The organism is Micromonospora sp. NPDC052213 (assembly GCF_040679695.1).
Taxonomy (GTDB): domain Bacteria; phylum Actinomycetota; class Actinomycetes; order Mycobacteriales; family Micromonosporaceae; genus Micromonospora.
On the sequence record NZ_JBFAVI010000049.1, the window covers coordinates 1 to 15,026 of the forward strand.

Annotated in this window: 8 protein-coding genes and 1 pseudogene; 2 read left to right on the forward strand and 7 right to left on the reverse strand. The window is 76.3% G+C overall.

Annotated elements, in window-relative coordinates; genetic code table 11:
* The 5 genes and pseudogenes from AB0L34_RS14945 to gltB form a co-directional block, all read right to left on the reverse strand.
* Positions 1–241, reverse strand: a pseudogene (locus AB0L34_RS14945) (hypothetical protein); the annotation flags it as partial.
* A 4-nt stretch (positions 242–245) separates the two neighbouring features.
* Positions 246–2,864 carry an FtsK/SpoIIIE domain-containing protein gene (locus tag AB0L34_RS14950; protein ID WP_363705086.1) on the reverse strand — a complete coding sequence of 873 codons (2,619 nt, stop codon included), beginning with the start codon at positions 2,862–2,864 and terminating at the stop codon, positions 246–248.
* A gap of 127 nt (positions 2,865–2,991) precedes the next feature.
* Positions 2,992–4,530: an MFS transporter gene (locus AB0L34_RS14955; RefSeq protein ID WP_363705087.1), complete on the reverse strand. Its 1,539-nt coding sequence runs from the start codon at positions 4,528–4,530 to the stop codon at positions 2,992–2,994.
* A 176-nt stretch (positions 4,531–4,706) separates the two neighbouring features.
* Entirely contained in the window at positions 4,707–6,215 is a 1,509-nt protein-coding gene (locus AB0L34_RS14960) for a glutamate synthase subunit beta (protein WP_363705088.1), read from the reverse strand.
* Entirely contained in the window at positions 6,208–10,902 is a 4,695-nt protein-coding gene (gltB, locus tag AB0L34_RS14965; protein ID WP_363705089.1) for a glutamate synthase large subunit, read from the reverse strand. Before gltB ends, AB0L34_RS14960 begins: the two co-directional genes overlap by 8 nt.
* 155 nt (positions 10,903–11,057) lie before the next feature.
* Between gltB and AB0L34_RS14970 the strand changes: the two genes are divergently transcribed.
* Positions 11,058–11,894 carry a GNAT family N-acetyltransferase gene (locus AB0L34_RS14970; RefSeq protein ID WP_363705108.1) on the forward strand — a complete coding sequence of 279 codons (837 nt, stop codon included), beginning with the start codon at positions 11,058–11,060 and terminating at the stop codon, positions 11,892–11,894.
* A gap of 30 nt (positions 11,895–11,924) precedes the next feature.
* Here AB0L34_RS14970 and AB0L34_RS14975 read toward each other — a convergent pair whose 3' ends face one another.
* Together AB0L34_RS14975 and lgt are read right to left on the reverse strand one after the other, a co-directional pair.
* Positions 11,925–13,112, reverse strand: coding sequence for an NAD(P)/FAD-dependent oxidoreductase (locus tag AB0L34_RS14975; protein ID WP_363705090.1), 1,188 nt, complete (start codon positions 13,110–13,112; stop codon positions 11,925–11,927).
* A gap of 13 nt (positions 13,113–13,125) precedes the next feature.
* A complete protein-coding gene (lgt, locus tag AB0L34_RS14980) occupies positions 13,126–14,283 on the reverse strand; it encodes a prolipoprotein diacylglyceryl transferase (protein ID WP_363705091.1) in 1,158 nt (385 codons plus the stop codon).
* 101 nt (positions 14,284–14,384) lie between these two features.
* On the opposite strand from lgt, the gene AB0L34_RS14985 reads away from it, so the two are divergent.
* A complete protein-coding gene (locus tag AB0L34_RS14985) occupies positions 14,385–15,011 on the forward strand; it encodes an NUDIX domain-containing protein (protein WP_363705092.1) in 627 nt (208 codons plus the stop codon).
* The last annotated feature ends 15 nt before the right edge of the window (positions 15,012–15,026 follow it).

Below are 15,026 nucleotides of genomic sequence, written 5' to 3' on the forward strand. Positions count from 1 at the left end.
CCGCGGGTGCGGTCGCCGGCGCGGGCGCGGGGCCGGTGGGCACGCCGGGGGCCGGGACGCCGATGGCCTGGCCGAGCTGGTCGAGGCGCTGCCCCTGGGCGGTCAGCCGGTGCTGGAGGTAGTCCGCGGCGGCGTGCAGGTTGCGCCGGCGCTCGGCCTCGGCGGCGGCGCCGCGCTCACCGGCCCGACGCCGCTCGGCGAGCTGGCGGGCCAGCGCCGCGTACTCGGAGTAGTCGGACACCGCCTCAGTCCTCCCCGTCCGGGCCGTGCCCGTCGCGGGCGAACGGCACGATGAGTCGGGTGCGCTGGTCGTGCCGGTCGACCAGCAGCGCCCGGTCGGGCCGGGGCGCGTACGCGAGGTCGTGCACCCCGAGGTGCAGCCCGAGGTCGGCGCCGGGCACGTTCAGCGCCACCAGACAGGCGACGTCGTCGCGGTTGTGCGCGCCGCCGAGGTCGTCGGCGAGCCGGCGCAGCCCGCGCCACCAGCCGAGCAGGTGCACGCCCCGCGCGGGGCCCTGGCGCAGCAGCGCCCCCAGGTCGTCGTGGCCGGAGCGGAACGTCTCCGGGTCGGTGGCGGCGAGCGCCGCGCTGGCGGCGTCCATCCCGAACACGACGAGGTAGGTGCGGCCGGTGTCCGGCGCGGCACCGCCCTCCGGCCGGGCCGGGGCGACCGGGCCGGACGGCGTGGTGGCGGCCGAGCCGGACGGCGTGGTGGGGGCCGACAGCCCGGCGGCGAGGGTGGCGACGTGCCGGCGCAGGCCGGCGGTGTCGAGGCGGTCGACGGCGTGACCGGCGGCGACCAGCGTGGCGGTGGTGTCGTCGGCGGCGGGCTCGGCGGCGGCGACCAGCGGGGCGATGAGGAACCGGGCGTCGCCCGGGGCGTGCTGGCGGGCGAGGCTCAGGGTGGCCGCCCGCAGCACCTCCGCGCCGGTGGCCGAGGTGCCCACCACGGCCAGGTGCCGGCCCGGGGTGGCGTCCAGCATGAACAGCGCGGAGGTGCCGTCCACGTCGACCGTCCGCCCGACCAGGGCGAGCGGGCGACGCCCGCCCGGGCGCAGCCCGGCGAAGGTGGGGTCGTCCTCGACGCGCGCGGTCTCGTAGCCCCTGAACACCGACGGGGGGCGCGCGCCCGCCGGCCGCGCCTGCCACAGCTCGTGCCGCAGCGCGGCCAGCTCGGCCGCGGCGGCGTGGGCGTCGGGGAAGCGGACGACGGTGTCGGCGCCGACCGCCCCGGCGGCGGTGTTGAGCACGGCCGAACCGACGGGCAGGGTGTGGGCGGCCTCGTTCAGCGGGTCGAGGACCCCGCCGCCGCCGGGCAGCGCCACCCGGAGCGCGAACTGACCGAAGATCGCCTCGGCCCGCCCGTAGAGCGCCTCGACGCCGGTCATGCTCTGGCTCGCCAGGACCAGGTGCACGCCGTACGAGCGGCCCTTGCGGGCCAGCTCCTCGAGCAGGTCGACCGACTCGCGGGCCAGCGCGTCGTTGCCGGCGAGCAGCACGTGGAACTCGTCGACCACCGCCACGATCCGGGGTACCGGCGTGTCGCGGGGCAGGTCGGCGAGCTTGGTGACGCCGTGCCGCTTGAGCGCGGTGGCCCGCCGCGACAGCTCGCGGCGCAGCTCCCGCAGGACGGCGACGCCGTACTCCCGGTCGGACTCGATGCCGACGGCCCGGGCGTGCGGCAGCCAGGACGGGTCGCGGGGGGTGGGGACGAACTCGGTGAAGCTCACCCCCTCCTTGAAGTCGAGCAGGTAGAGCTGCAGCTCGGCGGGCGAGTAGCGGGCGGCGAGCCCGTAGAGGACGTCGAGCAGGAAGACCGTCTTGCCGGCGCCGGTGCGCCCGCCGACGAGCCAGTGCGGGGTGGCGTCGTCGAAGGCGACGGTGACCCGGTCCCGGCCGGCGCGGCCGACCACGGTGCGCAGCCCGTTGCCCGCCGACTCGGCCCACCGCCGCTCGGGCAGCAGCTCGGCGAAGCCCACCGCGTCGCCGCGCCGGGCGGCGGCGCCGAGATGGGCGGCGAGGGCCGCCACCGACGCGGCCGGCGGGTCGCCGTCGAGCAGCACGGGGGCCGCCAGGCCGGTGCCGTCGACGCTGAACGGGGCGCCGGGCGGGTCGCCGACGTGGGCGTACCGCTCGGTCAGCCGGACCGTGGTGGTGGCGCCGAGCTGGGGCGGCGGGTCGGCGGACGCGGCGGACGGCTGGCCGGCGACCAGGACGCAGACGGCGGCGGCCGGCCCGGCGTGGGTGAGCGCGGCGAGCCGGGCCGCCTCGCGGGGCGGCGGCGTCGACGCGGCGACGACCAGCAGCAGCTCCTGGTCGGGACGGTCGGCGTGCCGGGCGGCGCGGGCGTGCCGCTCGGCGGCGTCGAGCAGGGCGGCCACCTCGGCCTCGCCGGTGGCGGGCGGGTCGAGCACGCCGGCGTCGACCAGCGGGCGCAGCGGCCCGAAGGTGGCGCCCAGCGCGGCGGTGTCGATCCCGGCGACCCGGACCCCGCCGGGCGGCGCCGTGGCGAGCAGCCGCAGCACGAGCGCCCGCAGCAGGCCGGCCACCCGGGGGTCGCGGGCGTCCGCGTCGACCGCGAGGTGGTGTCCGCCGCCCAGCGGCACGAGGACGGGGAAGGCGCCGTCGGGAGTGGACGCCTCGCCGACGCGCACCGGGACGGGCGCGACGGCGACCGGGGTGGCCCCGGGGGTCGGGGTGGCGAGCGCGCCGCCGAGTTCGGCGAGCCGGGCGACGAGCGCGCCCGCGCCGTTCGGGACGGCCGGGGCGTGCCCGGCGAGCGCCCGACGGGCGGTGTCGAGGTGGGACCGGGCCGCGCGGTGCGCCGCGACCGCCTGCCCGTACGCCGACGCGAGCCTGCCCACCCTCTGCTCCCGTCGCCGTCGCCCCGCCTGGTCCTCAAGGACCCTAACGGACACAGGCGACACCCGGACAGTGGCGAGGCGGGCGCGTCGGTCCTTCCGCACACCGGGAGCTGGTGGGGCGGTGGGGTCAGCCGGAGCGGGGGCACTCGGCCGGCTGGTCGAGCGGACGTGCCGCGCCGGTCAGGCGGGAGCGGCGGCGGGCACGGCGCGGCGCGCAGGCGGCGCATTCGTGCGCCTCCCGGCCCGCCCGGGGTCGACCGGTGGCCGGCCGGGGCAGCACGGGGCGGCCGGCCGGGACGTCGCCTCCCGCCGGTCGGACGATCCGTGCGACGGCCCGGACGGGCCGGACGGACCGCACCGCGCTCGACGCCGGTCGGACGACGCGGGCCGCCGTCGAGGCGACCCGACGCACCGGACGCCGTACCGCCGGCACGGCCAGTGCCAGGGCGACCCGCCGGCGCAGCGGGCGCCCGCGCAGTCGGTCGAGCCCGATCCCCGCCACCACGGTGGCGATCGCCGTCACCGTCCCGGCCAGCACGAGGGTCTCCCGGGGGCCCGCGTGTTCGGAGAGCCAGCCGAGCAGCGGCGCGCCGACCGCGGCGGAGACGGAGCCGGTGACCGCCAGCGCGGCCAGCACCCGGCCCCGCATCGCGTAGTCGGTGTCGAGCTGGGCCCGGGCACCGACGGTGGTGTCGATGACCACGGCCGCGGCGGCGACCGGCAGGATCACCGCGGCGAAGCTCAGGGTGCCCGGGGCCAGCCCGGCGACGATCTGCAGCACGCTGGCCAGCAGGCCGGCCGCGAGCAGGATCCCGTAGCCCAGCTCACGCCGCCGGGCCGCGACGAGGGCGCCGAGCACCGTGCCGACCGCGAAGACGGTGGAGAGGAACCCGTAGCCGGAGGCACCGCCGCCCAGCGGTCCGTCGCTCATGGCCGCCATGGTCACCTGGTAGTTGCGGCCGAGGCTGCCGAGCACGAACGACAGGGCGAGCGCGACGAGCACCACCGGTTGGCGCAGCAGATAGCGGAATCCGGCGACGATGCCGCGGTCCGCCGGCTCCGCGTCGGCCGGCGCCGGCTCCCCCGCGTGCAGCTCCCGCTCGCGTACGGCGAACAGGGCCACCACCACCGCGACGAAGCTGGCGGCGTTGACCGCGAAGAGCAGCGCGGGGCCGACGGCGGCGACCAGGACGGCGCCGGCGCTCATGCCGAGGATGCGGCCGGCGGAGTTGGTCAGCGAACCGAGCGCCAGGGCGTTGCCGAGGCTCTCCCGGTCCACCAGGGTCGAGCACCAGCGCCCCATCACCGGGCCCTCGATGGCCGAGACGGCGCCGGTCACCAGCGAGATCGCGTAGATCGCCGGGAGGCCGCCCACGCCGGTGACGGCGACCAGCGCCAGCCCGGCCGCCAGGGCCGCGTGGAGCGCCTGGGCGACGATCAGCAGCGGCTTCGCGCGCAGCCGGTCGGCCAGCGCCCCGCCCCAGACGCTGAGCAGCAGCGTGGGCAGGGCCTGGAGCAGGACGGTGAAGCCCATCGACGTCGCCGAGCCGGTCTCGGCGAGCACGTACCAGTTCACGCCCAGGACCTGCATCCAGGTCCCGACGACGGACACGAATCCGGCGGCGGCCCAGATCCGGTAGTTCCGGTGGCGCAGCGCGGCGAACACGACTGATTCCCCCGTGGGACGGCGACATGACGGTGCCGAACCCGGGTGGCGGTGCGCGGCAGCCGCCAAGTCTGGCGGCAATTAAACCTATTTGCCGTCTTTCGTGAGGCGGCTCACGCGACGTGGCCCCGGCCTGCCAGGCGCAGGCCGGGACCACGTCGGGCCCGAGCGGGTGGTCAGCGGGCCGCGAGCGGCTGCCGGGCCGGGTCCACCGGGGCCGGAAGCGTTCCGACCCCGCCGAGGTACGCGTGGATCGCGGCGGCCGCCGCCCGCCCCTCGGCGATCGCCCAGACGATCAGCGAGGCGCCCCGGTGCATGTCACCGGCGACGAAGACGCCGTCGGTGTCGGTCTGCCAGTCCGGCCGGGCGTCGACGGCCCCGCGCGCGTTGCGGACGACCCCGAACTGGTCGAGCAGCGGCTGCGCCTCGGTGCCCTCGAAACCGATGGCCAGCAGCACCAGGTCGGCCGGCAGCTCCCGCTCCGAACCGGGCAGCGGGGTGACGATCCGCCGCCCGTCCCGCTTCTCCACGCTCACCTCGGCGATCCGCACCGCCCGCACCTGCCCGGTGCCGTCGTCGACGAACTCCTGCACCGCGACGGCGAAGACCCGCTCGCCGCCCTCCTCGTGCGCCGGGTAGCTGCGCAGGAGCCACGGCCAGGTCGGCCACGGGTCCCGGGCCTCGTCGCGGGCCTGCGGCGGCCGCGGGTAGAGGTCGAGCTGGTGTACGCCGGCCGTGCCCTGCCGGTGCGCCACGCCGAGGCAGTCCGCCGCCGTGTCGCCGCCACCGATGATCACCACGTGCTTCCCGGCCGCGTCGATGGGCGTGCCGTCGGGCAGCACTGCGGTGTCGGGCCGGCCGCCCGCCGCCGCGGCGACCACCCGGTTGGCCGCGACGAGGTGCTCCATCGCCTGGTGCACGCCGCGCAGGTGCCGGCCCGGGGTCTCCGGGGTGTCCCGGCCCTGCAACGCGCCGCAGGCGAGCAGCACCGCGTCGTGCTCGGCGCGCACCTGCTCGGCGGTGACGTCGACGCCGACGTTCACCCCGGTGCGGAAGCGCACGCCTTCGGCGGCGAGCTGGGCCAGCCGCCGGTCGATGTGGGCCTTCTCCAGCTTGAAGTCGGGGATGCCGTACCGGAGCAGGCCGCCGATCGCGTCGTCGCGCTCGTACACCGTCACGGCGTGACCGGCGCGGGCGAGCTGCTGCGCGGCGGCGAGGCCGGCGGGCCCGGAGCCGACCACGGCGACCGACCGGCCGGTCGGCGCGGGCACCGGGCGCGGCAGCAGGCCGCCCCGCGCGACGGCCGCGTCGGCGATCTCCACCTCGACCTGCTTGATGGTGACGGGCTGGCCGCCGCCGATGCCGAGCACGCAGGCCGCCTCGCAGGGCGCCGGGCAGAGCCGGCCGGTGAACTCCGGGAAGTTGTTGGTGGCGTGCAGCGACTCCACCGCTGCGTCCCAGCCGCCCGTCCGGACCAGGTCGTTCCAGTCGGGGATGCGGTTGCCCAGCGGGCAGCCGTCGTGGCAGAACGGGATGCCGCAGTCCATGCAGCGCGTGGCCTGCTCGCGGATCAGCTCCTCGCCGGCCGGCGGGTAGACCTCCCGCCAGTCGCTGATCCGCACCGGCACCGGGCGGCGCGCCGGCAGCCGCCGGTCGTAGCGCAGGAAACCGTTCGGGTCAGGCACGAGCCACCTCCTGGACCGCCGCCCGCGGGGCGGGCGTGGTCGGCATGGACTTCGCGGCGGGCGCGGAGAGCGCGCTCATCACCGCGTCGTCGACGTCGCGGCCGGCGGCTTCGGCGGCCCGCATGATCTCCAGCACCCGGCGGTAGTCCCGGGGCACCACCGCGGTGAACTCCGCCACCGCCTCCGGCCAACGCTTGAGCAGCTCCTCGGCGACCGCCGAGTCGGTCTCGGCGAAGTGCCGCTGCACCAGCTCGTGCAGCACGGCCTGCTCCTGGTCGGACAGCGGGGCCAGGTCGACCAGCTCCGCGTTGACCCGGCGGCGGTCCAGCCGGTACACGAACGCGGTCCCGCCGGACATGCCGGCGGCGAAGTTGCGGCCCGTCGGCCCCAGCACCACCACGGTCCCGCCGGTCATGTACTCGCAGCCGTGGTCGCCGACGCCCTCGACGACGGCAACCGCGCCGGAGTTGCGCACCGCGAACCGCTCCCCCACCCGCCCGCGCAGGAAGAGTTCGCCCGCCGTGGCGCCGTAGAGGATGGTGTTGCCGGCGATGGTCTGGTCCTCGGCCCGCTCCCCCGGTGCGGCGTCGCCGTCGACGAAGGGGGCGGCGGCGTCCGGCCGCACGATGAGCCGGCCACCGGAGAGGCCCTTGCCCACGTAGTCGTTGGCGTCGCCGTGCAGCCGCAGGGTGACCCCGCGCGGCAGGAACGCGCCGAACGACTGCCCGGCGGTGCCGCGCAGCGTGAACTCGACCGTGTCGGCGGGCAGGCCGGCCCCGCCGAAGCGGCGGGTGACCTCGCCGCCCAGCATCGCGCCGACGCTGCGGTGCTCGTTGCGCACCGCCACCTCGACCCGTACGGGCGTGCCGTCGCGCAGCGCCGGCCCGGCGAGGGCGATCAGCTCGTTGTCCAGCGCCCGGTCCAGGCCGTGGTCCTGGGCGCGGACGCCCCGGCGGGCGGCGCCGGCCGGCAGCTCCGGCAGGTGCAGCACGGGCGTCAGGTCGAGCCCGCCGGCCTTCCAGTGCGCGATCGCCGGGGCGACGTCGAGCAGCTCGGCGTGCCCGATGGCCTCCTCGATCGAGCGGAAGCCCAGCTCGGCCAGGTAGCCGCGGACCTCCTCGGCGAGGAAGAGGAAGAAGTTCTCCACGAACTCCGGCCGGCCGGTGAAGCGTTCCCGCAGCACCGGGTTCTGGGTGGCGATGCCGACCGGGCAGGTGTCCAGGTGGCACACCCGCATCATCACGCAGCCCTCGACGATCAGCGGGGCGGTGGCGAAGCCGAACTCCTCGGCGCCGAGCAGCGCCGCGACCAGCACGTCCCGGCCGGTCTTGAGCTGGCCGTCGACCTGCACGGTGACCCGGTCGCGCAGCTTGTTGAGCAGCAGCGTCTGCTGCGCCTCGGCCAGCCCCAGCTCCCACGGGGTGCCGGCGTGCTTGAGCGAGTTCAGCGGGGACGCGCCGGTGCCGCCGTCGTGGCCGGAGATCAGGATGACGTCCGCCTTGAGCTTCGCCACGCCCGCCGCCACGGTGCCGACGCCGACCTCGCTGACGAGCTTGACGTGCACCCGCGCGGACGGGTTGACGCACTTGAGGTCGTGGACGAGCTGGGCGAGGTCCTCGATGGAGTAGATGTCGTGGTGCGGCGGCGGGGAGATCAGGCCGACGCCCGGCGTGGCGTGCCGGGTGCGGGCGATCCACGGCCAGACCTTGTTGCCGGGCAGCTGCCCGCCCTCGCCGGGCTTGGCGCCCTGGGCCATCTTGATCTGGAGGTCGTCGGCGTTGACCAGGTATTCGCTGGTCACCCCGAACCGGCCGCTGGCGATCTGCTTCACGGCGGAGCGGCGGGCCGGATCGTGCAGCCGCTCGACGTCCTCGCCGCCCTCGCCGGTGTTGGACTTGCCGCCGAGGCGGTTCATGGCGATGGCGAGGGTCTCGTGCGCCTCCGCCGAGATCGACCCGTACGACATGGCGCCGGTGGCGAACCGCTTGACGATCTCGGTGGCCGGCTCGACCTCCTCGATCGGCACCGCCGGCCGCACTCCCGTCCGCAGGGTGAACAGCCCACGCAGCGAGCCGGCCTTCGCGGCCAGCTCGTCGACCTTCGCCGTGTACTGGCGGAAGACGTCGTACTGGCGGCTGCGGGTGGCGTGCTGGAGCAGGAAGACCGTCTCCGGGTTGAACAGGTGCAGCTCACCCTCGCGGCGCCACTGGTACTCGCCGCCCACCGCCAGCCGCCCGGAGGACTCGGCGCCCGGCTCCGGCCAGGCCACGGCGTGCCGGGCGGCCACCTCGGCGTGGATGCCGTCCAGCCCGATCCCGCCGATCTTGCTCGGGGTGCCGCGGAAGTAGCGCTCGACCAGCCGGGAGTCCAGCCCGACGGCCTCGAAGACCTGCGCCCCGCAGTACGACGACACCGTCGAGATGCCCATCTTGGACATGATCTTCAGGACGCCCTTGCCGAGGCCCTTGACGTAGTTGCGGACCGCCTTCACCGGCTCGACGCCGACGAGCGCGCCGGTGGAGATCATGTCCTCCACCGACTCGAAGGCCAGGTACGGGTTGACCGCCGCCGCGCCGTAGCCGATCAGCACGGCCGCGTGGTGCACCTCGCGGCAGTCGCCGGACTCGACGACCAGCGCCACCTGGGTGCGGGTCTGCTCGCGGACCAGGTGCTGGTGCACGGCGGCGGTGAGCAGCAGCGACGGGATCGGGGCGAGGTCGGCGTTGGAGTCCCGGTCCGACAGCACCAGGATCCGCACGCCGTCCTCGATCGCCTCGGAGACGTGCCGGCAGATCTCGGTCAGCCGGGCCTTGATCCCGGCGCCGCCGTCCCGCACGCGGTAGAGCCCGGAGACCCGGACGGCCTTGAAGCCCGGCAGGTCGCCGTCCTCGTCGATGGAGAGGATCTTGGCCAGCTCGTCGTTGTCGATCACCGGGTACGGCAGCACGATCTGCCGGCAGCTCGCCGGGCCCGGGTCGAGCAGGTTGCCCTCCGGCCCGATCGTCGACGCCAGGCTGGTCACCAGCTCCTCGCGGATGGCGTCCAGCGGCGGGTTGGTGACCTGCGCGAAGAGCTGGTGGAAGTAGTCGTAGAGCAGCCGCGGCCGGGTGGACAGCGGGGCGATCGGGGTGTCGGTGCCCATCGAGCCGAGCGGCTCGGCGCCCGTCCGCGCCATCGGCGCGAGCAGGATCTTCAGCTCCTCCTCGGTGTAGCCGAAGGTCTGCTGCCGGCGGCGCACCGAGTCGTGGGTGTAGACGATGTGCTCGCGCGGGGGCAGGTCGGTCAGCTCGATCAGGCCGGCGTGCAGCCACTCGGCGTACGGCTGCGCGGCGGCCAGCTCCGCCTTGATCTCGTCGTCGTGCACGATCCGCCCGGCGACGGTGTCGACCAGGAACATCTTCCCCGGCTGGAGGCGGCCCTTGGCGACCACCCGGGCGGGGTCGAGGTCGAGCACGCCGGCCTCGCTGCCGAGCACCACCAGGCCGTCGTCCGTCCGCCACCAGCGGCCCGGGCGCAGCCCGTTGCGGTCGAGCACGGCGCCGACGATCTCGCCGTCGGTGAAGGCGACCGAGGCCGGCCCGTCCCACGGCTCCATGAGGCTCGCGTGGAAGCGGTAGAAGGCCCGCTTGTCGGGGGCCATGTCCGGGTCGTTCTCCCACGCCTCGGGGATCATCATCAGCACGGCGTGCGGCAGGCTCCGCCCGGCCAGGTGCAGCAGTTCGAGGACCTCGTCGAAGTTCGCCGAGTCGGAGGCGGCGGGGGTGCAGACCGGGAAGACCCGGCGGATGTTGCCCGACAGCTCCGGGGTCCGCAGCAGTGCTTCGCGGGCCTGCATCCAGTTGCGGTTGCCCCGGATGGTGTTGATCTCGCCGTTGTGCGCGATGAGCCGATACGGGTGCGCCAGCGGCCAGGACGGGAACGTGTTGGTGGAGAACCGGGAGTGCACCAGCGCGATCGCGCTCTCCACCCGCTCGTCGGTCAGCTCGGGGTAGAACGCCGGGAGCTGGTCGGGGGTGAGCATGCCCTTCCAGACCATGGTCCGCGCGGACAGCGACGGGAAGTACGCCGGCACGCCCCGCTCGGCGCTCTCCCGCTCGGCCTGCTTGCGGACGCAGAACGCCACCCGCTCCAGCTCGATGCCGCCTAGCGGCGACCCGGCCGGCCCCGCGGGCGAGTCGGTGAGCCGGTGCGCGGCGAGGAACAGCTGCCGGACCCGGGGCATCGCCGCGAGGGCGGTCTCGCCGAGGCCGCTCGGGTCGACCGGCACGTCCCGCCAGCCGAGCAGGTCGGCCCCCTCGACCAGCGCGTACTTCTCCACCACGCGGCGGGCGCGGGCCTCCGCGGCGTCGTCGTCGGGGAGGAACACCAGGCCGGTGGCGTACTCTCCGGCGGGCGGCAGCGGGAAGTCGACCACCGCGCGCAGGAACGCGTCCGGCACCTGGATCATGATCCCCGCGCCGTCGCCGGTGTTCGGTTCCGCGCCACGGGCTCCCCGGTGGTCCAGTCGGCAGAGCGCGTCGAGGCCGTTGACCACGACCGCGTGCGAGCGCCGTCCGTGCAGGTCCGCCACGAAGGCCACACCGCAGGCGTCGTGCTCCTGGGCGGGGTCGTAGAGCCCGGCCGCGGGCGCTCCCGGGCCGAGGTGCGGGGCCTGCTGGGGGCTGCGGTGAGGGTACGGAAAGGCCACCGGGCCTCCTGTCGTCACTCAGGATGGATCTGGATCGGGACGACGTCGGCCCTCGGGGGTCTATTGAGTCTACGTTAGGGTCCGACGCGCAAGGCCAGTGCAGATTGATCACACCTTCCAGACTCTGGGACGTGTAGTCTCGCCCGGTGGATCGCCTGCCGAAGGACCTGTTCGACCGGTTGGAACGCTTCTACGACGCGGTGCCCCGGGACGTCGCCCGGACGGAGGAGCACGGCGCACTCGTGTTGTTCGTCCGGAACGGGGTCGGCTGGCCGTTCTACGCGCGGCCCCGCCTCGACGCCACCGAGCCGCCGTCGCTGGCCGACGTCGCGGCGGTGCGCGAACGGCAGCGCGAACTCGGCCTGCCCGAGGCCCTCGAGTGGGTGCACGAGACGACCCCGGACCTGCTCGCGGTGGCCCGCTCGGCGGGCCTGTCCGTGCTGGAGGCTCCGCTGATGGTGCTCGACCCGGACGCCCTGCCCGACCGGGGCGCCCTCACCGACGTGCCGGTGCGGCTGCTCGACCCGGCGGGCCCCGGCTTCGCGGCGGACGTGGCCGCGCAGCGAGCGGTCGCCGCCGTCGGGTTCGCCGCGCCCGGCACCGACCGCGGCGAGGCCGGCCCGGCGCAGCGGGACGCCGCCGTGGCCGGGTTGGACGAGGCGGCGCTGGACGAGGAGCGGGCCCGGATCGCCGACGGTCGGCGACTGTCGGCGCTGGCCGGCACGCCCGCCGACGGCGCGCTGGCCAGCGGGATGGCGATGCGGGTCGGCGACGTGGCCGAGATCGCCGGGATCGCCACCCTGCCGGCCGCCCGCCGCCGCGGCCTGGGCGCGGCGGTCACGGCCGCGCTGGCCCGCACGCTGCTTGCCGCCGGCACCGACCTGGTCTTCCTCTCCGCCGGCAGCGAGGACATCGCCCGGGTCTACCTCCGCGTCGGCTTCCGCCGCGTCGGCACCGCCTGCATCGCCGAGCCCGCCCCCGTCACCCCCTGACGCCCGCCCTGGCGGAGCGGGGTGGGCGGGTCAGGTCGGGGGGCGCCACTGGGCGGCCGTGGTGGCGGCGGTCGAGAGCAGGCGGGGCGTGATCGTGCCGAGGGCGGCGTCGCGGGCGCGCAGCGCCAGCGGGCCCCGGGCCTTCAGCACCGCCGACATCCGGCGGGTCTGCCGGACCACCGTCGCCGCGCGGGGGCGGCGCACCCGGTCGTACGCGACCACGGCGTCGGGCAGTCGGGACTCGCGCAGCAGCGAGGCGAGGGTCGCCGCGTCCTCGAAGGCGAGGCAGGCGCCCTGGCCGAGGTGCGGCGGCATGGCGTGCGCGGCGTCGCCGAGCAGCACCACCCCGCCCGGGCCGGCCGGGAAACCGTACGACCTGGGCAGCGGTCGCAGCTCGCGGATCTCCTGCTGCACCAGGTCCGTCGGGTCGGTGGCGTCGAGCAGCTCGGCGATCGGCGCGGGCCAGCCCGCGTACCAGCGGCGCAGCAGGGCCAGCTGGGTCTCCGGCGGCTCCGGGCGCGGCGCCCCGGCGGCCGTGGCCACCCAGTAGATGCCGCCCCGGCTGGAGGCGCCGGAGGATCCGCGCTCGCCCAGCGAGGCGGACACGAACCGGTAACCGGCGCCGAGCACCTCGCCGCCGACGGGCCGGTCGGCGGGCAGCTTCGGGGCGCGGTACCAGGGGATCACCGCCCGCCACGCGGCGCAGCCCGAGCTGACCACCCCGGACTCCGGGGCGAGCTGCCGGCGGATCTCGCTGTCGGTGCCGTCCGCGGCGACCACCAGGTCCGCCTCGACGGTGTGCCGGCCGTCGCCGACCGACGGGCGTTGGCCGGGCTCGGCGCGGACCGTCCGCACCGTCACCCCGGTGCGCAGCTCGACCTCGTCGCCCAGCCCGGCGATCAGCGCGTCGTGCAGGTCCTCCCGGTGCACCACCACCGGCATCCGGTCGGCGGGGGTCGGCCGGGGCTGCACCAGCCAGTGGCCGTCCGGGCGGCGTACCCCGCCGTCGGGCAGCGGCGTGGCGATCGCCTCCAGGCCGGCGCCGAGACCGAGGGCGCGCAGCGCGCGTACGCCGTTGGGCCAGAGCACCACGGCGGTCGGCTCGGGGCGGACCCGGTCGGCGCGCTCCAGCAGGGTGACCCGCCACCCGGAGCGGGCCAGCGCGCCGGCGACCGCGAGGCCGCCGATGCCGGCGCCCACCACCACCGCGCTACGCATGTGGTGCTCCCCCTCAGCTGTCGCGGTCGGCGGGCCGGGAGCCGGCAGCCCCCGCCCGGTCCTCCGTGCTCTCCTCGTCGCCGTCCGACTCGGCGGACCCGTCGCCGGCGCTCGCGGCGTCCGTGTCGGTCGCCGTCTCCTCGCCGGTCGTGACGGGCAGCTCGCCGGTCTCCCGCCAGCGCCGGTACTGCTCCTCGCCGACCACCCGGTAGCCCTCCGGCGCGGCCTGCTTCGCCCCCGCCTCGGCGGCGGAGAGGTCGACCTGCGAGACGTCGGAGTCGGCGGGCACGGGCGGCGTCGCGGCGGCGCCGACCGGAACGAGGTACTCGCGGGGCCCGCGCACCCGCAGGAAGTAGACCAGGGCGCCGAGGAACACCAGGCCGGCGGTCCAGACGTTCAGGCGTACGCCGAGGATGGTGTTCGCCTCGTCGGTGCGCATCAGCTCGATCCAGAACCGCCCGGCGGTGTAGCCCATCACGTAGAGGGCGAACGCCCGCCCCCGGCCGAGGCGCAGCTTGCGGTCGAGGACGAAGACCAGCGCGGCGACGCCGAGGTTCCACAGCAGCTCGTACGCGAACGTCGGGTGGTAGAGCCCCGGCTCGAGGATCGGCCGGCCGGCGTCGTCCCGCAGCGCGTGGCCGGGGTTGTCCGGGTCCATCCGGTGGATCTCCAGCCCCCACGGCAGGGTGGTCCGGCCGCCGTACAGCTCGTTGTTGAACCAGTTGCCGAGCCGGCCGACCGCCTGGGCCAGCGGCAGGCCCGGGGCCAGCGCGTCGGCGACCACCGCGAACGGGATGCCGAGCTGGCGGGCGGCGATCCAGGCGCCGACCGCGCCACCGGCCACCGCGCCCCAGATACCGAGACCGCCCTCCCAGATGGCGAACGCCTTCAGCGGGTCGCCGCCGGTGCCGAAGTACTTCTCCGGCGAGGTGATCACGTGGTAGATGCGGGCGCCGATGATGCCGGCCGGCACCGCCCAGACCGCGATGTCGAGCACCGCCCCGGGGGCGACGCCGCGCTGGCGCAGTCGCCGTTCGGTGACCCAGCAGGCCACCACGATGCCGAGGATGATGCACAGCGCGTACGCCCGGATCGGCAGCGGTCCGAGCTGCCACACGGCGGTGCTGGGGCTGGGCAGGGCCGCCTGGGGGGTCAGCGAGGCGAGAGTCACGGATGCACACGCTACCGCCGTCTGCCCCTCCGGCGGCACCCCGGTCCACCGTCGCCCGATCCCGGTGACTTCTGGTTTGCGCCCCCGTAGGCTCTTTGTCCATGGGCGCGCTCACCTGGGCGGTCGCGGCGGTCGTCACCGACGACGCCGGCCGGGTGCTGCTCTGCCGCCAGGGCCGGGGCGAGCGGCGCTACGGGCTCCCGGGCGGCCGGCTGCGTCCGGCGGAGAGCCCGGTACACGCCGCGGTGCGCGACGTCCGGACCGAGACGGGCTGGGAGGTCGAGGTCGTGGACCTGGTCGGCCTCTACCACCTGGCCGGCGCGTGCGCCCCGCCGTCGACGAGCCCCGCCGGCCCGGCCTCGTCGACGGGCCGGGTCGCGTCGTCGGCCGGTCGCGCCGGGCCGCTGCCCGACGTCCTGGTGCACGTCTTCCGGGCGCGCGTCCGGGGGGCGGGGCCGACCGGCGAACCGATGGGCGGCTGCCGGGCGTCCTGGCACGACCCCACGGCTCTCCCGGAGGCGCTCACGCCGACCACCCGGGCCGCGCTCGCCGACGCGCTGGCGGGCCGCTCCGGCGTCCTGCACACCGCCACACCGCCCACCCCCGCACCGGCCAGCCTCCCACCGGACACCGCGGCCGAGAGGGCCAGCACTCCGGGCGCGGTCGCACCCCCGGCCGGACACCCGCCGGGCCAGCGGGCCAATCCACCCACGGCGACCCGCCACTAACTCCCCCGCGCGCCC

Bases quoted from the DNA above. Each gene is read 5' to 3' on its own strand.
- AB0L34_RS14975 (WP_363705090.1), bottom strand. From the start codon at position 13,112: ATGCGTAGCGCGGTGGTGGTGGGCGCCGGCATCGGCGGCCTCGCGGTC.
- AB0L34_RS14985 (WP_363705092.1), top strand. From the start codon at position 14,385: ATGGGCGCGCTCACCTGGGCGGTCGCGGCGGTCGTCACCGACGACGCC.